16 protein-coding genes are annotated in these 18,969 nt (G+C 71.9%); 10 read left to right on the top strand and 6 right to left on the bottom strand.

All coding sequences use genetic code 11. From position 1 onward, the window contains the following. Window positions 1–2: 2 nt before the first annotated feature. The 4 genes from MTP10_RS25060 to MTP10_RS25045 form a co-directional block, all read right to left on the bottom strand. Window positions 3–833 carry a carbohydrate ABC transporter permease gene (locus tag MTP10_RS25060; RefSeq protein ID WP_310712086.1) on the bottom strand — a complete coding sequence of 277 codons (831 nt, stop codon included), beginning with the start codon at window positions 831–833 and terminating at the stop codon, window positions 3–5. Beyond that, a complete protein-coding gene (locus MTP10_RS25055; protein ID WP_310712085.1) occupies window positions 833–1,738 on the bottom strand; it encodes a sugar ABC transporter permease in 906 nt (301 codons plus the stop codon). The genes MTP10_RS25060 and MTP10_RS25055 overlap by 1 nt, the downstream gene beginning before the upstream one ends. Then, window positions 1,735–2,991 carry an ABC transporter substrate-binding protein gene (locus tag MTP10_RS25050; RefSeq protein ID WP_310712083.1) on the bottom strand — a complete coding sequence of 419 codons (1,257 nt, stop codon included), beginning with the start codon at window positions 2,989–2,991 and terminating at the stop codon, window positions 1,735–1,737. Before MTP10_RS25050 ends, MTP10_RS25055 begins: the two co-directional genes overlap by 4 nt. Window positions 2,992–3,191: 200 nt before the next feature. Then, window positions 3,192–5,552 carry a LuxR C-terminal-related transcriptional regulator gene (locus MTP10_RS25045; RefSeq protein WP_310712082.1) on the bottom strand — a complete coding sequence of 787 codons (2,361 nt, stop codon included), beginning with the start codon at window positions 5,550–5,552 and terminating at the stop codon, window positions 3,192–3,194. Between the two features lie 316 nt (window positions 5,553–5,868). Between MTP10_RS25045 and MTP10_RS25040 the strand changes: the two genes are divergently transcribed. The 3 genes from MTP10_RS25040 (at window position 5,869) to MTP10_RS25030 (ending at window position 9,006) form a co-directional block, all read left to right on the top strand. Then, the gene (locus MTP10_RS25040; protein WP_310712081.1) at window positions 5,869–7,710 is read left to right on the top strand and encodes a DUF2264 domain-containing protein; all 1,842 of its coding nucleotides are present in this window, start codon (window positions 5,869–5,871) and stop codon (window positions 7,708–7,710) included. 49 nt (window positions 7,711–7,759) lie between these two features. Then, complete coding sequence (locus MTP10_RS25035; RefSeq protein WP_310712080.1) at window positions 7,760–8,716, top strand: YafY family protein; 957 nt, start codon at window positions 7,760–7,762, stop codon at window positions 8,714–8,716. Window positions 8,717–8,787: 71 nt separating this feature from the next. Further along, window positions 8,788–9,006, top strand: a complete 219-nt coding sequence (locus MTP10_RS25030; protein ID WP_310712079.1) for a cold shock domain-containing protein — start codon at window positions 8,788–8,790, stop codon at window positions 9,004–9,006. 7 nt (window positions 9,007–9,013) lie between these two features. Here MTP10_RS25030 and MTP10_RS25025 read toward each other — a convergent pair whose 3' ends face one another. Then, window positions 9,014–10,078, bottom strand: a complete 1,065-nt coding sequence (locus MTP10_RS25025; RefSeq protein ID WP_310712077.1) for a LacI family DNA-binding transcriptional regulator — start codon at window positions 10,076–10,078, stop codon at window positions 9,014–9,016. Window positions 10,079–10,359: 281 nt separating this feature from the next. On the opposite strand from MTP10_RS25025, the gene MTP10_RS25020 reads away from it, so the two are divergent. From MTP10_RS25020 to MTP10_RS25005, 4 genes are read left to right on the top strand one after another with little or no spacing between them, the layout of a single operon-like run. After that, window positions 10,360–11,643, top strand: coding sequence for a sugar ABC transporter substrate-binding protein (locus MTP10_RS25020; protein ID WP_310712076.1), 1,284 nt, complete (start codon window positions 10,360–10,362; stop codon window positions 11,641–11,643). Window positions 11,644–11,645: 2 nt separating this feature from the next. Then, window positions 11,646–12,587: a sugar ABC transporter permease gene (locus tag MTP10_RS25015; protein WP_310712075.1), complete on the top strand. Its 942-nt coding sequence runs from the start codon at window positions 11,646–11,648 to the stop codon at window positions 12,585–12,587. Window positions 12,588–12,590: 3 nt separating this feature from the next. Continuing rightward, entirely contained in the window at window positions 12,591–13,433 is an 843-nt protein-coding gene (locus MTP10_RS25010; protein WP_310712074.1) for a carbohydrate ABC transporter permease, read from the top strand. Then, window positions 13,430–14,941 (top strand): family 43 glycosylhydrolase, encoded by a 1,512-nt coding sequence (locus MTP10_RS25005; RefSeq protein ID WP_310712073.1) that lies wholly within the window; start codon window positions 13,430–13,432, stop codon window positions 14,939–14,941. The genes MTP10_RS25010 and MTP10_RS25005 overlap by 4 nt, the downstream gene beginning before the upstream one ends. A 35-nt stretch (window positions 14,942–14,976) precedes the next feature. On the opposite strand, the gene MTP10_RS25000 is transcribed toward MTP10_RS25005, so the two are convergent. Further along, window positions 14,977–15,549 carry a helix-turn-helix transcriptional regulator gene (locus MTP10_RS25000; protein WP_310712072.1) on the bottom strand — a complete coding sequence of 191 codons (573 nt, stop codon included), beginning with the start codon at window positions 15,547–15,549 and terminating at the stop codon, window positions 14,977–14,979. A 48-nt stretch (window positions 15,550–15,597) separates the two neighbouring features. On the opposite strand from MTP10_RS25000, the gene MTP10_RS24995 reads away from it, so the two are divergent. The 3 genes from MTP10_RS24995 to MTP10_RS24985 all read left to right on the top strand — a co-directional run bounded on the left by MTP10_RS24995 (window position 15,598) and on the right by MTP10_RS24985 (window position 18,918). Next, window positions 15,598–16,488, top strand: coding sequence for a class I SAM-dependent methyltransferase (locus tag MTP10_RS24995; RefSeq protein ID WP_310712071.1), 891 nt, complete (start codon window positions 15,598–15,600; stop codon window positions 16,486–16,488). A gap of 76 nt (window positions 16,489–16,564) precedes the next feature. Then, on the top strand, window positions 16,565–17,425 hold the full coding sequence (locus MTP10_RS24990) for an alpha/beta fold hydrolase (RefSeq protein ID WP_310712070.1): 861 nt from the start codon (window positions 16,565–16,567) through the stop codon (window positions 17,423–17,425). Between the two features lie 80 nt (window positions 17,426–17,505). After that, window positions 17,506–18,918 carry a WGR domain-containing protein gene (locus MTP10_RS24985; RefSeq protein WP_310712069.1) on the top strand — a complete coding sequence of 471 codons (1,413 nt, stop codon included), beginning with the start codon at window positions 17,506–17,508 and terminating at the stop codon, window positions 18,916–18,918. Window positions 18,919–18,969: the final 51 nt, after the last annotated feature.

Raw genomic sequence — 18,969 nt, 5'->3', positions numbered from 1 at the left:
CGTCATCCCTTCACCGCCCCGGAGGTCAGCCCGGCCACGATCCGCCGCTGGAAGAACAGCACGAAGATCACGATGGGGATGGTGATGACCACGGCCGCCGCCGAGATGGAGCCCGTCGGGTCCTCGAACTGGCTGCTGCCGGTGAAGAACGAGATCGTCGCCGGCGCGGTCCTGGCGGCGTCGGAGGAGGTCAGGGAGATGGCGAACAGGAAGTCGTTCCAGCAGAAGATGAACGCGAGGATCGCGGTCGTCACCATGCCGGGCGCCGCGAGCGGCACGATCACCTGCCAGAACGCCTGGAACGGCGTGGCGCCGTCCATCTTGGCCGCCTTCTCCAGCTCCCACGGGATCTCGCGGAAGAACGCCGACAGCGTGTAGATCGTCAGCGGCAGCGCGAACGTGATGTACGGGATGATGAGCCCCGGCCAGGTGTTGAACAGCCCGAGGGCCCGCTCGATCTGGAACAGCGGGCTGACCAGGGAGATCTGCGGGAACATCGCGATCAGCAGCGACACGCCGATGAGCAGCCGCTTGCCGGGGAAGGCGAGCCGGGCGACGGCGCAGGCGGCCATGGTGCCGAACACGATGGCGACGAGCGTGGAGATCAGCCCGATCCCGATGGAGTTGATCAGGCCGCGCACGAAGTCGGTGTTGGCGAAGATGCCGGTGTAGTTGTCGATCGTCCACCTGCGCGGGATGAACGAGCCGTCGGTGAACGTGCTGGGATCCTTGAACGACAGCGACGCGATCCACAGCACCGGGATCATCGCGTACAGGACGACCACGACGTTGGCGACGGTCCAGCCGGAGACGTTCCGGCGGCCGGCCTCCATCACCGCTCGCTTCCGGGCGCGGCCGTGCCGAACCCCAGGATGAAGATCACCGCGATGATCGCGACGGTGACGAGGATGAGCACGGACATGGTGGAGCCGATGCCGAGGTTCAGGCCGCCGATGAGGTTGTGGTAGGCGCTGACCGAGACGGAGGAGGTGTTCTGGGAGCCGTTGGTCAGCACGTAGATGTTGTCGAAGATGCGGAACGCGTCGAGCGTGCGGAACAGCAGCGCGACCAGGATCGCCGGCTTCATCAGCGGCAGCGTCACCCGCGTGAACCGCTGCCAGCGGCCGGCCCCGTCCATCGACGCGGCGCGCAGCAGCTCCTCGGGCACCACGGCCATCCCGGCCATGAGCAGCAGCGCCATGAACGGCGTGGTCTTCCACACCTCCGCCAGGATGATGATCGCGATGGCCGGGCCGCGCTCGGTCAGCGGGGCTGTCCCCTCGGGCAGCAGGCCGGCCAGCCAGCCGGTGGCGGGCGTCCAGGCGTACTTCCAGCCGTAGGCGGCGGCGACCGTGACGATCCCGTACGGGATGAGGACGACCGTGCGGACCAGGCCGCGTCCGACCAGCGCCCGGTACATCGCGAACGCCAGCAGCATGCCGAGCACCAGCTCGATCGCGACGCTGACGACGGTGATCACCAGGGTCACCCAGAAGGCGTTCCACCACACGGAGCTGGTCAGCACGGTGGCGTAGTTGGACAGGCCGACCCAGGCCCTGGCGGCGGGGAAGCGCAGGTCGTAGCGCTGGAGCGAGAGCAGCAACGAGTAGACGATCGGCCAGCCGGTGACCACCACCATGACGAACGCAGCGGGCGCGCACAGCAACAGCCCGAGCCGCCGCTCGGCCCGCTGTCCCTCGGTGAGCGGCCGGCGCCCGTCCTTGGCCGTCGCGCTCACGGGAGCACCCCCTGGCTGCGCAGCGCGAGGGAGATCTGCTCGCGCAGCCCGGCGAGCGTGACGGGCGGGTCGACGGAGGCGGGCGGCGACAGCGCCGCGGAGATCGTCGTGGAGACGTTCTGGTACGTGGGCGTCTTGGGCCGGGGCGCGGCCGTCCTCAGCGCGTCGAGGATGGCCTGGCGCATCGGGTACGGCCCGGCCATGGCGGGGTCCCGGTACACCGCCTCGATGGTGGGCGGCAGCCCGTCCTTGACCGCGGCGATGCGCTGGCTGACCGGGTCGCGCAGGCACAGCGCCGCCTGGAACGCCTGCTCGGGGTGCCGCGAGTACGAGCTGACCGCGAAGTTGCCGCCGCCCAGCGGCGAGGCGCCCGCGCCGCGGATGCCCGGGTAGGGCGCCCACTTGAAGTGCGGCAGCAGCTCCGGCTTGTTGGCGGCCATCGAGGCGTACACGAACGGCCAGTTCACCTCGAACGCGGCCCGGCCGCCCTCCATGGCCAGCCGCGCGGAGTCCTCCTGCGTGTTGGACAGCGACGGGTCGGCGGCCGGGGAGCGGGCGTAGTCGCGCATCGCCGTGAGCGCCTCCAGGGCGGGCGGCCCGAGCGCCACCCGGGTGCCGCCGGGGTCGAGGATGCGCCCGCCGGCGGAGGCGACGAGGCTGTTGAACCAGACGACCAGGCCCTCGTACTGGGCGCCGGTCACCTCGCCGTAGTGCGGCTTGCCGCGCGCCGCCAGGCCGGCGGCGGCGCTCGCCATCTCGCTCCACGTGCGGGGCGCCCGCGGCACCAGGTCGGAGCGGTACCACAGGAGCTGCACGTTGGTGTTGTACGGCGCCGCGTACAGCCTGCCCCGCCAGGTGGCGGTGTCGAGGGGCTTGGCCAGCGTGCCCGCGCGGGCCAGCCGGGCGTGCTCGCCGGTCCACTCGCGGATCCAGCGGGCCTCGGCCAGCTCGGCCGTCCAGGTGACGTCGAGGCCGAGCACGTCCAGGCCGGGGTCGGCGGCGGCGAGCCTGCGCACGAGCTGCTCGCGCTGGCCGTCGGCGTCGCGGGGCAGGGTGTTGAGCAGGATGCGGTAGCGGCCGCGGGCCTGGACGTTGCAGCGGGCGACGATGGCGGCGAGGTTCTCCTGCGGCGCGTTGTAGAGGTTGACCAGCGGGACGCTCCGGCCGCCGGAGCCGGAGCAGGCGGCCGGCAGGAACACGGCCCCGGCCAGCAGCACGGCCGCGGCCCCCCGTCTCCCGGTCCTCCTCGTCACGGTCAGGGCCTACCCGCCTGCCTGCGCATATCACCATGAGTAGTCAATCGCCTGCCAAAAGTACGATCGATTCGTCCACAAGGCGAAGACCACGAAGCTGGGCGACCGGACGGTGCTGGTCCGGCTGGCGGACGGCCTGACGTCATCGCCGGCCCGGTGGCCTGGTGCGGGAGCCCTTCGCGAGCGGTGATTCCCTGGCATCACCGGTTGACGTACCAGGCGGCGATCTGTGCACGAGAGGTGAAGCCGAGCTTGTCCAGGATGTGCTTCACATGGCCCTCGGCCGTCCGCTGTGAGATGCCCAGGCCGGCCGCGATGTCCCTGTTGCGCATGCCTTCCGCGACGAGACGGGCCACCTCGGCCTCCCGCGGGGTCAGCACCGGCTGTGACAGCGCCGGCGCCGGTGCGACGGAGGGCGCGGACTCGGCCCGCGGCTCGGGTGGCTGCTGCAAGGCATAGCCGATGGCCGTGTTGAAGTCGAAGCTCGCGCCCTCATCGACAGCCTTGCGGTAATCCTTCGCGCCGAGACGGGCACGCAGCGACGACTCTGTGGCACGGTGGGCGTCGTCGTAAGGGCGAAAGCCCTCCAGCGATACCTCAAGCACGCGTCGCATAGCGTCGGCGGCGCCGATCAGGAGCGCGGCGGGCACGTCGTGCCTCTGCGCCGCGGCGACCCAGGCAAGCGTTTCCACGAACCACGCCGGGCTGTAGCGGTAGCCGGCCGACCGTTCGAGGCGCAGGCTGGACCGGAACAAGGAGGCGGCCTGTGTCAGGTCGCCGGCGGACCAGCGTGCGACGCCCGCAGCCCACATCGCCAGCGCGATCTCGCCGCGCGAGCCCCCCGCCTCGGCGATCTCGCGGCAGCGCGCCACCCAGGACCCGGCGCGAGGATCGCCGGCGAAGATCGCGGACAGGGACAGGTAGAACGCCGGTAGGAACGCGTCACGCAGGACACCGTCCCCAGTGATCTCGCCAGTGATCTCGCCCGAATCGTGCTCGTACCAGTCCAGGGCCTGTTCGAGCAGGCCGACCGCGTCCTCGTAATCACCCGTCATCAGCCTCAGTCGTCCTGAGAGAAAGCTCGTTATCGCTTTCGGCCTCTGGTGATCGCAGTCGTCGGCCAGAAGCCGGCACTCCTCGAGCAGCACCCGCGCGGTGTCGATCCTGCCCTGCATGAGAGCGAAGAACGTGCCCATGGTCAGCACGCTGAAGCGTTCCTGCCCGGTCATCTGCCGGCAGTCGAGTAGTCGGTCAATCCAATGGCGGGCTTCGGCTGGACCGCCGAAGAAGAACCAGTACCCCTCCAGCGCCGTGAAGATCCGTATCGCCTCCTCGGTACGGAGGCCCGCACCCAGGCAGTGGTCCAGCGCGGCCCGCAGGTTCGGCATCTCGGGGACGACCGTGGTGAAGCACTCCACCTGGTTGGAGCCGAACCAGCCGGCCCTGTTGCGTTCGGCCAGGCCCAGGTAGTACTCGGCGTGCCGGCGTCGTGTCGCCGGTGCCGCCTCGCTCTTGGCCAGCCGGTCCTGACCGTACTCTCGCAGGGTCTCCAGGATCCGGTAGCGGGGGCGGGTGCCGTAGGTCTCCCTGGTCACGATGGACTTCTCGGTCAGCGTGGCCAGCAGGGGCAGGACGTCCTCGCGGGTGAGCGGCGCGGCCGAGCAGACCTCCTCCGCCGCTGCCAGGTCGAAGCCGCCGGCGAACACCGACAGGCGTTCCCACATGATCTGTTCCTGGACGGAGCACAGCTCGAAGCTCCACTCGACCGCCGCGCCCAGCGTCTGGTGGCGCGGCAGGGCGGTGCGATAACCCCGTCTCAGGAAGTGCGTGCGGTGGCCGAGCCTGTCGATGATCTGATCCAGCGACAGGACCCGCAGCCACACCGCGGCGAGCTCGATCGCCAGCGGAATGCCGTCGAGCAGGCGGCACAACCGCGCCGCCGCCACAGGCCGCGAGGCGATATCGACCTCCGGCGCGATGTCCTTGGCCCGCTCCGCCAGCAGCGCCAGGGCATCGTAACGCAGGACATCGCTCCCGGTGACCTGGTCGTCGGGGCCGGGGAAGGGCATCGGGGGCACGATGAAGGGCGTCTCGCCCGGCACTCCCAGCGCCTCGCGACTGGTGGCCAGCAGCCGCACCCCGGGTGCCGCGCCGAGCAGGGTGTCGGCCAGCGAAGCGCAGGCCTGCACCAGATGTTCGCAGTTGTCGAGCACCAGGAGCATCCGCTTGTCCCGCAGATGGTCGATCATGCTCTCGGTCGACGGCCGGGGCATCTCCTCCTGCAACCCCAGGGCCTCTGCGACGGCCACCGCGAGCAGCTGCTCGTCCTGCAGAGAGGCCAGCTCGACCAGCCACGCCCCGTCGGGGAAGGCCCGCTGCACGTGGGCCGCCACATGGGTCGCCAGGCGCGTCTTGCCCACGCCGGCCGTGCCCGTCAGGGTCAGCAACCGCGTGGTGGACAGGAGGCTCCTGATCGCGCCGATCTCGCGCTTACGACCGATGATCTCGCCAACCTCGGCTGGGAGGTGAGGAGTGAGCTGCTCGGCTACCGATCGATCCATAAGCGCGACCTGTGCCCTTGACATGCCCGGCGGTAACCGGCACGCGGTCGAGGTTCGGCAAAGGTGTCACCCAGGGACGGTCAGGCCTGTCCGAACACCGTCGTGGTGGATCGTGAAGTGTCGATCGCGCTTTTCGTGGTCGTGCCACCATGCTGAGAGACCGATGGTGGGTCAGGGTCGAGCGGCGCGGCGGCACGACGTCCGCACCGACCACCTCGGCGTCCGCGAGCCGGTCGGCGCCCTTGACGGCCGGGGCGGCCGGTCCATAGGGTCATCTGAAGGTTGGAAAGCGCTTACCAAAGGCCGGAGGAGCACTGTGGGATCCCGCGAACACTGGGTGTCGGTGGCGGATCGGCTGCTGGAGGCCGTGGTCCCCTACGCCACCCCGGGCTTCGCCCAGTACCGGCTGCCGGGCCGCACGAGCGCCTCCGGCCCCGAGTCCGACGGGCTGGAGGGGTTCGCGCGCACGTTCCTGCTCGCCGCGTTCCGTGCCGCCGGCGACCCCGAGGCCGCTCCCGGCGGGCTGCTGGAGCGGTACGCCGTGGGCCTGGCCCACGGCACCGACCCCAGCCACGAGCACGCCTGGCAGCCCATCGCCGACCACCACCAGACGATCGTGGAGGCCGCCTCGATCGCGCTGGCCCTGCACGAGACGCGGGAGCTGCTGTTCGACCGGCTCGACCCGGCCGTGCAGGAGCGCGTGGTCGCCTGGCTGGGCGGCATCGTCGGCAAGTACGCGCCGCCGTGCAACTGGGTGCTGTTCAAGGTGATCGTGGAGCAGTTCCTCGCCAACGTGGGCGGCCCCCACGACCCCGCCGAGATCCAGCGGCACCTGGCCGACATCGAGCCGTGGTACGTCGGCGACGGCTGGTACACCGACGGCGCGGGCCAGAACTACGACTACTACTGCGGCTGGGCCATGCACCTGTACACGCTGTGGTGGACCCGGATGTCCGGGGCCGACCCGGGCGTGTACCGCGAGCGGCTGCGCACGTTCCTGGAGACGTACCAGCACCTGTTCGCCCCGGACGGCGCGCCGATGCACCAGGGCCGGTCGCTGACGTACCGGATGGCGACCGTGGCGCCGTTCTGGGTCGGCGCGATCTTCGACGCCACGCCGCTGTCCCCCGGCCGGACCCGGCTGCTGGCCGACCGGACCCTCGGCCACTTCGAGCGCCACGGGACCCCGGGCGCCGACGGGCTGCTCAGCCTCGGCTGGCACCGGCCCTTCCTGCCCGTGACGCAGCCCTACTCGGGCCCGGCCTCGCCGTACTGGGCCAGCAAGGGCTTCGCCGGCCTGCTCCTCGGCCCCGATCACCCCGTCTGGACCGAGCCCGCCGGGGAGGCCGGCGACACCGGCGAGCAGGAGGACCTGACGCTGGCGATGCCCGCGCCCGGCTGGCTGCTGCACCGCTCCGGCGGCGTCGTGCGCCTGATCAACCACGGCAGCGACCACAACAACCGCGACAGCTCCGTCGACGACCCGCACTACGCCAAGTTCGCCTACTCCACGCACACCGCTCCCGAGACCGGCGACGAGGGCCGGGCCGCGAACATCGACGGCCACCTCACCGTCACCCGCCCCGACGGGAGCGCCACGCGACGGCGGCGCATCGACCGGCTCGTGGTGACCGACCGGCTCGCCGCCTCCCGGTACTTCGACGGCGAGGTCGCGGTCGAGACCGCGTCGGTGGTCGACGGGCCGTGGGAGGTGCGCGTCCACCGCGTCGCCGCGCCCGAGGGCAGCGCCGTCCGCGACGGCGGCCACGCCCTGGCGGGCGACGAGCCGTGCGCCACCCGGCTCGACGGCCTGGAGTCCCGCGTCTCCTCGGGCGCGCTGGTCAGCTCCATCACCGGCCTGCACGGCTGGTACGGGGCCCGGGTCGCGGCCCGTACCGGCCAGAACGCCGTCGGCGAGCACTCGGCGACGCCGTACCTGGTGGGCGATCACCCGGGCGGGCAGGCCCTGTACGCCGCGGCGGTGTGGCTGGGTCCGGGCGAGCCGTCGACGCCGCCGCCGCCCGTCGTGGAGCCGGTACGCGACGGCTTCACGTGGAAGGACGCGGAGGGCGGCCGGATCGAGGTCCGGCTGGGCCGCAGCCCGGGCTACGTCCGCGAGCACCCCTCGGGCGAGCGCGTCACCTGGACGGCCTCATAACCACCCATTGCGGACGGGCGCTGGCCGCTTTGCGTGCCATCCTCGGGCCATGGCCAGTACGCCGTCCCGCATGATCCGCCTGTTGTCCCTGCTGCAGACCTGCCGTGGCTGGCCGGGGCCCGAGCTCGCCGCCCGGCTGGGGGTCAGCCCGCGCACGCTGCGCCGTGACATCGACCGGCTGCGCGAGCTGGGCTACCCGGTGCGGGCCGCACCGGGTACGGGCGGCGGCTACCGGCTGGAGGCGGGCCGGGCGATGCCGCCGCTGGTGCTCGACGACGAGGAGGCTGTCGCCATCGCGATCAGCCTGCGCACAGCCGCGGGCGGCACGGTGGCCGGCATCGAGGAGACGTCGGTGCGCGCCCTGGCCAAGCTGGAGCAGGTGCTGCCCGGCCGCCTGCGCCGGCGGGTCAACGCGTTGCAGAGCTACACGGTGCCGCTGGTCTCCCAGGGGCCGGCCGCCGACCCGGACGTGCTGACGGTCATCGCCCAGGCGTGCCGCGACCACGAACGGCTCGGGTTCGCCTACCGCAAGCGCGACGGCGACGGCGGGACGCGGCTGGTGGAGCCGTACCGGCTGGTCCATCTGGCGCGCAAGTGGTACCTCGTGGCCTGGGACGCGGGCCGCGAGGACTGGCGGACGTTCCGGGCCGACCGGATGTCGTCGCCGCGGCCGGCCGGGCAGCGCTTCCGGCCCAGGGAGCTGCCCTCGCCGGACATCGCCCGGTACGTCGCCGAGTCCGTCACGTCCTCGCTGGCGCGGCACCGGGCCGTGGTCACGCTGCACGCGCCGTTCGCCGCGGTGGCGGAGCGGCTGCGCCCCCAGGACGGGGTCCTCACGGTGGTGGACGAGCACACCTGCCGCCTGCACACGGCGGCCGACTCGCTGCAGTGGCTGGCGCTCACGCTCGGCATGTTCGACGTGGACTTCGAGGTCCACGAGCCGCCGGAGCTGATCGCGTACATCCGTGCCCTGACCACCCGCCTGTCCCGCGCCACCCCCGCCTGACGCGCCACCCCTGTCCCGCTCGGCCGGTTATTCGCTCGCGGCCGCGGCGGCGGGCCTGCCAGGGTGAGGGCATGACGCGAGGAACCGTGAAGTTCTGGAAGGCCGAGAAGGGCTGGGGGGCGATCTCCTCCCCCGAGCTCCCGCCGGGCCGTGACGCCTGGGGGCACTTCAGCGACGTCGTCGGCGACGGCTACCGGGTGCTGGAGGAGGGGGACGAGGTCGAGTTCGACGTGGAGCAGCGCCGCCAGGACAGCTTCGAGTACGTGGCGCTCAACATCCGCAAGCTGTGAGCCGAGGTCAGGCGCCGGGGCAGCCGCAGGTTCCGCCGGGCCACACCGCCGAGGTGAGGACCTCGTGGCGGTCCGCGCCCTCGCCCGTCTGCAGGGCGTCGAGGAGGATGCGCACCGCGACCCGGCCGATCTGCTCCATCGGCTGCCGTACCGTCGTCAGGTGCGGCGTGATCAGGCGTCCGGCCAGTATGCCGTCGAAGCCCGTCACCGCCACCTGGGACGGCACGCCGATCCCCTCGCCCCGGAGCACGTCGATCGCGACGAGAGCCTCCTGGTCGGTCGCGCACACCAGGACCCGTGGGACGGGCGGGCCGCCGAGCAGGGAGCGGACGGTGTCGACGGTCGTCTGGTCGTCGCCCGGGTGGCTGCTCAGCGGAGGGGGCGGGGCGATGCCCGCCTCGTGCAGGGCCTGGGAGAAGCCCTCGTAGCGGGCCACGAACTCCGGGGTGCCCAGCTCGCCGAGGTAGGCGAAGTGCCGGTAGGCGTGGTCGGCCAGCAGGTGCCGCGTGAGCCGGGCCATGGCGTCACGGTTGTCGACGTAGACCGTGTGCATGCCCTCGCGCCTGATCTCCCCGCCGAGCTCGACGACGGGTATCCGGGCCGAGATCTGCTCCAGCAGGGTGCCCGGCGCGGCGCCGGCGAAGGCGATGAGGCCGTCCACGCGCCCCGCGACGTCGATGACGCTCGGCAGATGCCCCGGGTTGCGGCCTGACCCGAGCATCAGGGCGTAACCACGCCGCCGGCACTCCAGCTGGACGCCGCGCTGGACCTCGTCGGAGTACAGCGGGAACAGCCGCCCGTCGGGAACGCGCGCCGCGTCGTGGGAGGAGGAAGCCTCCTCGGCCGGTTCGAGGAGGTAGTCGAACGCGTACAGCCCCAGCGCCCCCGTCTTCCCCTTGGCGAGGCCGCGGGCGTTGGCGCTCGGCACGTAGCCGATGGAGTCCGCGGCGCGCAGGACCGCCCGCAGAGTCTCCGACTTCACGCGCTCCGGCTTGGTGAACGCGAAGGAGACCGTCGCGATCGACACCCCGGCGAGCTGGGCGACGTCGTAAACCGTCGGGCGTCTCGCCACGTCCGCTCCTCCCCCGGCGACGATCCCGTGCCGGATCCGATGCCGTATCCATGCCGGGTCCGATCCGTGAACCGATCCGGCTCGGCAGCCGGTTTCCGCCGTAACAGTACTGGATCATCGGCGGCCCGGACCGCCATCACGGTCGGGTGGGTTCGCTGGTGAGAGTGCTTGCCACCGCAAATGTTATGCGCTTAGATTACCGCACCGCACGGAGTCCAGCCAGCACATGAGCACGATCGTGCGCCCCGAAGCAACCCCCCATGCACGAAGGGGAACGACAAATGATCCGAAGGAACCTGGCGGCGGCCACGGCCGTCACCGCGACGCTCGCCCTGGCGCTCAGCGGCTGCGGACGCTCGAACGACCGCCCGCAGAGCGACGCACCGGCGAGCCGCCTGACGAACGGCCCGGCCACCGGCACCATCACCGTCTGGGCGCAGGGCACGGAGGGTGAGGCGCTCGCCGGCTTCCTCAGGCCCTTCAAGGACAAGAACCCCGGCGTCGACGTCAAGGTCACCGCCATCCCGTGGGACTCGGCGCAGAACAAGTACCAGACGGCCATAGCCGGGGGGACGACTCCCGACATCGGCATGCTGGGCACCGACTGGATGCCGACGTTCGCGTCGGCGCTGCGCCCGGCGCCCGCCGACATCGACACCGGCGACATCTTCCCGGTCTCGCTCCAGACCACCGACATCGGCGGCGCGCGCCTGGGCGTGCCCTGGTACGTGGAGACCCGGGTGCTCTTCTACCGCACCGACCTGATGAAGAAGGCGGGGTTCGACAGCTTCCCGAAGGACTGGCAGGGCTTCAAGGCGCTCGCGGCGGCGTACCAGGACAAGGCCGGCGCCAAGTACGGCGTCACGCTTCCCTCCGGAGGATGGAACGCGTTCCTGAACAATCTGCCGTTCGTGTGGTCGAACGGGGCCGACTTCATGAACGCCGACCAGACCAAGTGGACCTTCGACACCCCCAAAACGGTCGAGGCCCTCGAGTACCTGAGCGGCTTCTTCAAGCAGGGCATCGCCAACAAGAACCCGGACGCGGAGACGGGCTCCACCGCCTCCGCCTTCGTCGACGGCTCCGTCCCGATGTTCATCAGCGGCCCCTGGGACATCCCGGGACTGAAGACCGCGGGCGGCGCCGGATTCGAGGACAAGTTCGCGGTGGCGCCGATCCCGGCCCCGCCGGGCGGGACGTCCACCTCGTTCGCGGCGGGCGCCAACCTCGCCGTGTTCAAGAACTCCAAGAACCCGGACGCGGCGTGGAAGCTGGTGCAGTGGCTCACGCAGCCCGACGTCCAGGTCGAGTGGTTCAAGACCGTCAACGACCTCCCGTCGCGGCAGTCGGCGTGGAAGGACCCCGCGCTGACCGCCGACCCGAAGGTGTCCGTGTTCGGTGAGCAGCTCAAGAGCACGAAGACGGCTCCGGTCCTGACCACGTGGACGCAGGTGTCGGCGGCGGCCGACACGGAGATCGAGCGGGTGTTCCGCGGCGGCAAGAGCCCGCAGGACGCGGTCCGGCAGCTCCAGTCCACCGCGGACTCGCTGGGGACCGGCGAGTAGGCATGGCCGTGACCCGAGCCGCGGGCACCGGGGCGCCCTCGCGCTCCGCCGGCGACGACCCGGGCAGGGCGCGTCGCCGCCGGATGACGGCGGTGGCCTACCTGTTCGCCCTGCCGTTCGTCCTGAGCTTCGCCGTCTTCATGGTGTTCCCGCTCGTCTCCTCGTTCGTGATGTCCTTCACCGACTTCCGCAACAGCGACATCGAGAACCCGCTGGCCGTCGAGTTCGTCGCGGTGGACCAGTACGTCCGGCTGTTCGAGAACCAGCAGTTCGTACGGTCGCTGCTGAACACCGTGTACTTCGTGGCGGCGGGCATCCCGCTCACGATGATCGTCGCCCTGGCCCTCGCCGTGGCGCTCAACAACGGGATCACCCGGTTCCGCACGGCGTTCCGCGTCGGGTTCTACGCCCCCGTGATCACCAGCATCGTGGCGGTCGCGGTGGTGTGGCGGTTCATCCTGCAGCCGGACGGCCTGCTGAACACCGTGCTCGGCGCGGTCGGGGTGCACGGCCCGGACTGGCTCAACGACCCGCTCTGGTCGATGCCCGCCATGATCCTCATGGCCGTCTGGCGGAACATGGGCACGCTTATGATCATCTTCCTCGCCGGGCTCCAGGGCATCCCCGCCAACGTCCTGGAGGCGGCCTCGGCCGACGGGGCCGGCGCGTGGCAGCGCTTCGCCCGGGTGACGCTCCCGATGCTGCGCCCGACGCTGCTCCTCGGCGCCGTGCTGCTGTCCGTGGGGTTCCTGCAGTTCTTCGAGGAGCCGTTCGTCATGACGAAGGGAGGCCCGCTGGACTCCACGCTGTCGATCAGCTACTTCACCTACAACCAGTTCGGGTTCGGCAACTACGGCACCGCGTCGGCGGCCAGCTACGTGCTCTTCGTCGCCATCGCGCTGCTGAGCGTCGTGCAGTTCCGAGCCTTCCGCACCAAGGAGTGACCCGTGACGACACAGTCCCCACGACGGCGGATCAGCGCGGGCCGGACCCTCGTGTACGTCGTCCTCGTCGCCGCCGTCGTGGCCACGCTCGTCCCGTTCGCCTGGATGTACCTCGGCTCGGTGAAGACCCAGTCCGAGCTGCTGAGGCGCCCGCCCACGTGGTGGCCCGAGACGTTCACGCCGGACAACTTCGGGACGTGGTTCGGCCGGCTGAACTTCCCGACGTTCTTCGTCAACAGCGTCGTCGTGGCCGGCTTCACGGTCCTCGGGACGCTCCTGTTCTGCTCCATGGTCGGCTACGCGCTGGCGAAGCTGGACTTCGCCGGCAAGCGCGTCGTCTTCGTGCTCGTCCTGACCACGCTCATGGTGCCCGGAGTCGTCACGTTCGTCCCGCTGTTCGTCGTGGTCAGCAAGCTCGGGATGGTCAGCACCTATCCCGCGCTGATCCTGCCGTTCCTCGCGGGACCGATGGGCGTCTTCCTCATGCGCCAGTTCATCAGCGAGATACCCGACTCGCTCATCGAGGCCGCCCGCATCGACGGCGCCGGTGAGGTGCGCATCTTCGCGCGCGTCATCCTCCCTCTCTGCGGCCCGGCGCTGGCGACGCTCGCCATCCTCACCTTCCTCGGCTCGTGGAACAACTTCCTGTGGCCGCTCGTGGTCGCGCAGACCGAGGACATGTACACGCTCCCCGTCGCGCTCTCCCTGTACTCGGTGGGGCAGAACGCGACGAACTACGGGGTCCTGCTGGCCGGCTCCGTGCTCGTCATCACTCCCGTGCTGCTGCTCTTCGTGGCCCTGCAGCGCTACTTCATCCAAGGAATCGCGGCGACCGGAATCAAATGACCACCTTCGAAGCATCCCAGGGCCGGCGCCGCGAGGTCGCCGGCACGCATCCCGTCATCGGCGGGTTCCATCCCGACCCGAGCGTCTGCCGGGTGGGCGAGGACTACTACCTGGTCAACTCCTCGTTCGAGTACTCCCCCGGCGTCCCGGTCTGGCACAGCGCCGATCTGGTCCGGTGGACCCAGATCGGCAACGCCCTGACCGGCGCCGGTCGGTTCCGGGCGGGACAGGCCGGCGCGAGCAGGGGCATCTACGCTCCGACGCTGCGTTTCCGCGCGGGCCGGTTCTGGCTGATCACGACGGACGTCTCCTCGGGCGGCGGCCAGTTGCTGACGTCGGCGACGGACCCGGCCGGCCCGTGGGCCCCGGCCGTGGTGATCGACGGCCTGGAGGGCATCGACCCGGATCTGGCCTGGGACGACGACGGCGCCTGCTACGTCACGTACTGCTCGACGCGGCCCGGCATGGAGGGCATCGCCCAGGCCCGCGTCGACCTGGAGCGGGCGGTGGCGCTGGAGGAGCCGAGGCTCGTGTGGCGGGGAACCGGCCTGGCCTTCCCCGAGGCGCCCCATCTCTACCGGCGCGACGGCTGGTGGTACCTGGTGATCGCCGAGGGCGGCACCGAGCGGGGTCACGGCGTCTGCGTCGCCCGCGCCCGGAACCCCGAGGGCCCGTTCCAGCCCGCCCCCACCAATCCCGTCTTCTCGCACCGCAGCACCACCCATCCGGTGCAGAACACGGGGCACGCCGACCTCGTCGAAACCCCCGACGGGGGGTGGGCGGCGGTGTACCTCGGCGTCCGCCCGCGCGGGACGACGCCGATGTTCCACGTCAACGGGCGGGAGACGTTCCTGGCCGGTGTGGACTGGATCGACGGGTGGCCCCGCTTCGACGAGGACCGTTTCGCCTGCGAGATCCCCGACCGCTCGTTCGTGGACACGTTCGCCGGGCCCGGGCTCCACCCGCGCTGGGTCTCCCCCGGCGCCCCCCTCCAGGAGTTCGTCACCGCCACCGGGCCCGGGGTGACACTGGCCCCGGCGACCTGCCCCAGCGGGAACGTCAGCGCCCTGATGGCCCGCGTGACCGACGAGCGCTGGCGCCTGGACGTCACGCTGGACACCTCCGGCGGCGCGGCCGGCGTCCTGCTGCGGCTCGACGACCAGCACTGGTGCGAGCTGCGAGCCGCGGACGGCTCCGCGCACGCGGTGCTGCGCATCGGCCCGCTGGAGTCCCGCGTCGGCGAGGCCACGACCGGCCTCGGCCCGGCGCCGACGGTACGGATCGCGTCGGAGCCCCCCACCCACGGCGGCCCCGACGACATCGCGCTGTCGGTGGTCCGCGACGGCCGCGGCGTGACGCTCGCGCGCTTCGACGGCCGGTACCTGTCGACCGAGGTGGCCGGCGGATTCACCGGCCGGACCGCCGGCGTCCGCGCCCTCAGCGGCACCGTCCACGTCGGCTCCGTCCGGTACGAGGCCGACGACGCCTACACCGGCCCCCGGCCATGACGAAGCGGTTCGGGATCATCCGCGCGCGCGAGCTGTCATGAGCCGTGCAGGTGGGCGCGCTGCCCGTCGTGGTCGAAGATGGTGAGGATCTCCACGGGGCCGTCGTGAGCGCCGATGGCGTGCGGCACCATGGTCGAGAACTCGGCCGCGTCGCCCGCCGAGACCAGGATGACGCGCTCGCCCAGGTGCAGCCGGGCCGTGCCGGACAGGACCGTGAACCACTCGCGGCCCGGGTGCACCCCCAGGTGGTCGGGACCGGCCGGCCGGTCCGGGGTGATGCGCATCTTCGCCACGGTCACGCCGTGCAGGGTGCGTTCGCGGGACAGGAGCCAGGTCGTCAGCCCCGGCGAGTCGCAGGGCTGCGGCCGGATCACGACGTCCTCGTCCTCGGCGGACTCGACGAGCTGGTCGAGCGTCGTGTCGAGCGCCCGGGCGATCGGCACGAGCTGGTCGAGGGCGATCCTGCGGTGCCCGGTCTCGATGCGGCTCAGGGTGGAGGGGCTGAGGTGACAGCGGGCGGCGAGGGCGTCCAGTGACCAGCCGCGAGCCACGCGCAGGCCCCGGATGCGCCGGCGGATCAGGCTCTCCAAGGCGACTTCTTGCGTCATGCGCAAGAGTGTATGTCTTGGGCGCAGGGACCGCCTAGCGTGAAGCGCATGACACACCACTCACGGTCCCACCACCACGATCACTCCCACGGCCATCACGACGACGGGCATCACGACGACGGGCATCACGGCGACGGGGCCGGGCTGGCGGAGCTGCTGGACCTGGACGCGGAGCTGCTCGGCCCGTACCTCGACGAGGTGACCGCGTGGGTGGCGCGGCACGCCCCGGACGGGCCCCGGACGGTCGCCGACCTCGGCGCCGGGACCGGCACCGGGACTCTGGCGCTCGCCCGCCGCTTCCCGAAGGCGGACGTGGTCGCGGTCGACAAGTCGGCGCCGATGCTCGAACGGGTGCTGGCCAAGGCGCGCGGGCACGAGGCGGCGGACCGGGTACGCGCGGTGCGGGCCGACCTGGACGTCGCCTGGCCCGGGATCGGCGCGCTGGACGTGGCGTGGGCGGCCTCGTCGCTGCACGAGGTCGCCGACCCGGACCGGCTGATCCGCGACGTCCACGCCGCCCTGAACCCCGGCGGCCTGCTGGCGGTCGTCGAGATGGACGACCTGCCGCGCTTCCTGCCCGACGACCTCGGACTGGGTCGCCCCGGCCTGGAGTCACGCTGGCACGAGGCCGCGGCGCGGGCCGGCTGGAACTCCCACCCGGACTGGCGGACGTCCCTGGAGCGGGCCGGCTTCCAGATCGCCGGGCAGCGGGTCTTCACCATCGAGGCGGATCCGGCGCTGCCGGGCGTCGGGCGGTACGCGCACGCCTACCTGAGCCGCGTCCGCTCCGCCCTCGACCCCCTGCTGGCCGCCGACGACCTCGACGTGCTCGACCACCTGCTGGCCGACGACACCCCCGGCTCGCTCCTGCGCCGCCGGGACCTGGCCGTCCGCGGCACCCGCACCGCCTGGGCCGCCCGCCGCCCCTCCGGCCACTGAGGCACGGCCGCACCTGACCCGCCGACGACCGTCCGCCCCCCGTCCGGCGAGTCGCGAGGCCGTGTACCGTACGCCCATGAACTCGGGAGGCGCGCGGCCGGTGACGGAGCTGGACCTGAAGCTGGACGACGGCTCCACCCTGCACGTCTACGACACCGGCGGGGACGACTCCCCCGGCCTCCTCCCCGTCCTGTGGCACCACGGCACGCCGAACATCGGCGCGCCTCCCCGGCCGCTCCTTCCCGCCTCGGAGCGGCTCGGCATCCGCTGGGTGTCCTACGACCGGCCCGGATACGGCGGCTCGACGCCGGCCCCGGGCCGGGACGTGGCCTCGGCGGCCGCCTACGCCTCGGCCGTGGCCGACGCGCTGGGAATCGGCCGGGTCGCGGTCATGGGCCATTCCGGCGGCGGCCCGCATGCCCTGGCCTGCGCCGCCCTCCTGCCGGAGCGCGTTCTCGCCGTGGTCAGCGTGGGCGGCCTGGCCCCGTTCGGCGCCGACGGGCTCGACTGGTTCGCCGGCATGCACGCCTCCGGCATGGCGTCGCTGCGGGCGGCCGCCGAGGGACGCGCCGCCAAGGAGGCGTACGAGGCCACCGCCGAGTACGACCGGGACATGTTCACGGCGGCGGACCACGCCGCGCTCTCCGGCTCGTGGTCCTGGTTCGGCGAGGTCGTCGGCCCGGCCGTCGAGAACGGCCCGGCCGCGCTCATAGACGACGATCTCGCCTATGTCGCCCCCTGGGGCTTCGACGCGGCGCACATCACCGCGCCGGTCCTGCTGGCGCACGGCGGCCAGGACCGGGTCGTCCCCAGCTCGCACGGCCGGTGGCTGGCCGGCCGCTGCCCCCGGGCGGAGCTGCGGCTGTCCCCCGAGGACGGGCACCTCTCCATCCTCGCATCCGCCCCGGCGGCCCTGGAGTGGCTCCGGGCCCGCTGATCAGCACATATCCCAGTTTGTCACCGCGACCCTCTAGTGTCCCGGGCAGTTGATCAAGCCCGACCCTGGAGAGCACGGACATGACGTACCTGGAGCTGTCGGAAGACGACGGCGGATCGCACAAGTTCTACGAGGTGATCGTGTCCGGCGCCCAGGTGACGATCACCTACGGGCGCATCGGCGAGGCCGGCCAGACCAAGGTCGCCGGCTTCCCCACCGAGGCCAAGGCCCAGGCGGCGGCCGCCAAGAAGATCAGCGACAAGATCCGCAAGGGGTACGCGCCGGCCGTGCGCGGCGTGCGCCAGCGCCGGGCGATCACCCGCCGGGCGGTCACCAGCAGCCGCTCCACCGCCCGGCAGGCCCCGGTCCTGTGGCGCTTCGCCAGCGGCGCCGCCGCGTTCGGCATCTTCGTGGACGCCGAGCGCTGCTGGGTCGGCAACCAGCGCGGCGACGCCTACACCGTCACCCACTCCGGCACCGTCACCAACCAGTACCGCCTGCCCGACGGCGTCAAGTGCATCGTCGCCGACGACTTCTGGATCTACGCCGGCTGCGACGACGGCCGCGTGTACGACCTCAGCGGCAAGGTGCCGCGGGCCGCCTACGAGATCGCCGCGGACGTGGACATCTACTGGCTCGACATCCGCGACGGCATCCTCGGCGTCTCCGACCGCGCCGGGCGCATCACCACGATCGACTACGAGGACGAGTTCCAGTGGGCGCGCACCGGCCGCGGCGACTCCGCCTGGATGGTCAGGTGCGACCAGGACTCCGTCTACCACGGCCACTCGAACGGCATCGCACGCTACGACGCCTCCGACGGCACCCTCGTGTGGGAGAACGCGTCGGCCGGCGGCGTGCTGTTCGGCTGGCAGGAGCAGCGGTCGGTCTACGCCGGCACCGCCCGCCACACCGTCCACCGGCTGGCCAAGGACGACGGCCGCACCGAGGCCGTCTACCAGTGCGACGGCTACGTCTACTCCTGCGCCACCTCGCCCGGCGGCCGGCACGTCTTCGCCGGCGACAGCTACTCCTCCGTGTACTGCTTCGACGCCTCCGGCAAGCGGCTGTGGAAGCTCGCCACCGGCTGCGGCTCGGCCCTGTCCATGCAGTTCCTCGACGACCGCCTCTACATCGTCACCACCGACGGGACGCTGGCCTGCATCGACGCCAGCGAGGCGGCCATCGCCGCGGCCCGCGAGGGCACGGTCCCGCAGCCCGTGGACGTCAAGGCCGCGGCCACGCTCACCCCGGTCGAGCCGTCGGTCGTGGTGGAGACCACCACGCACGCCGGCGAGGGAGTCGTCGTGGAGTGCACGCGCGAGGGCGACCGGCTGCGGGTGCGGGTGGCCAGCCCCGGCTACGAGCGGTGGAACGTCCAGTTCCCCAAGGAGATCCGTGAGGAGGGCGCCCGTTACCTGGTGGACGGCGTACGCCCGTCGGGCCGCGGCGGCTTCTACCGCGCCTACGGCGACATCCGCCGCCTCCTGTGACGGCACCGCCGAGCCGGTGCGCAAACTGATCGACTTCCGGCAGGTTGCCGA

This window comes from Nonomuraea sp. 3-1Str (genome assembly GCF_031570565.1).
Classification (GTDB): Bacteria; Actinomycetota; Actinomycetes; order Streptosporangiales; family Streptosporangiaceae; genus Nonomuraea.
Note: the sequence above shows the minus strand (reverse complement) of the source record. Positions and strands in the feature narration are given on the sequence as shown.

Excerpts from the sequence above, each read along its gene's own strand:
- MTP10_RS25060 (WP_310712086.1), bottom strand. The coding sequence starts at position 833 with ATGGAGGCCGGCCGCCGGAACGTCTCCGGCTGGACCGTCGCCAACGTC.
- MTP10_RS25045 (WP_310712082.1), bottom strand. The coding sequence starts at position 5,552 with ATGGATCGATCGGTAGCCGAGCAGCTCACTCCTCACCTCCCAGCCGAG.
- MTP10_RS25035 (WP_310712080.1), top strand. The coding sequence starts at position 7,760 with ATGGCCAGTACGCCGTCCCGCATGATCCGCCTGTTGTCCCTGCTGCAG.
- MTP10_RS25030 (WP_310712079.1), top strand. The coding sequence starts at position 8,788 with ATGACGCGAGGAACCGTGAAGTTCTGGAAGGCCGAGAAGGGCTGGGGG.
- MTP10_RS25020 (WP_310712076.1), top strand. The coding sequence starts at position 10,360 with ATGATCCGAAGGAACCTGGCGGCGGCCACGGCCGTCACCGCGACGCTC.
- MTP10_RS25015 (WP_310712075.1), top strand. The coding sequence starts at position 11,646 with ATGGCCGTGACCCGAGCCGCGGGCACCGGGGCGCCCTCGCGCTCCGCC.
- MTP10_RS25005 (WP_310712073.1), top strand. The coding sequence starts at position 13,430 with ATGACCACCTTCGAAGCATCCCAGGGCCGGCGCCGCGAGGTCGCCGGC.
- MTP10_RS25000 (WP_310712072.1), bottom strand. The coding sequence starts at position 15,549 with ATGACGCAAGAAGTCGCCTTGGAGAGCCTGATCCGCCGGCGCATCCGG.
- MTP10_RS24995 (WP_310712071.1), top strand. The coding sequence starts at position 15,598 with ATGACACACCACTCACGGTCCCACCACCACGATCACTCCCACGGCCAT.
- MTP10_RS24990 (WP_310712070.1), top strand. The coding sequence starts at position 16,565 with ATGAACTCGGGAGGCGCGCGGCCGGTGACGGAGCTGGACCTGAAGCTG.
- MTP10_RS24985 (WP_310712069.1), top strand. The coding sequence starts at position 17,506 with ATGACGTACCTGGAGCTGTCGGAAGACGACGGCGGATCGCACAAGTTC.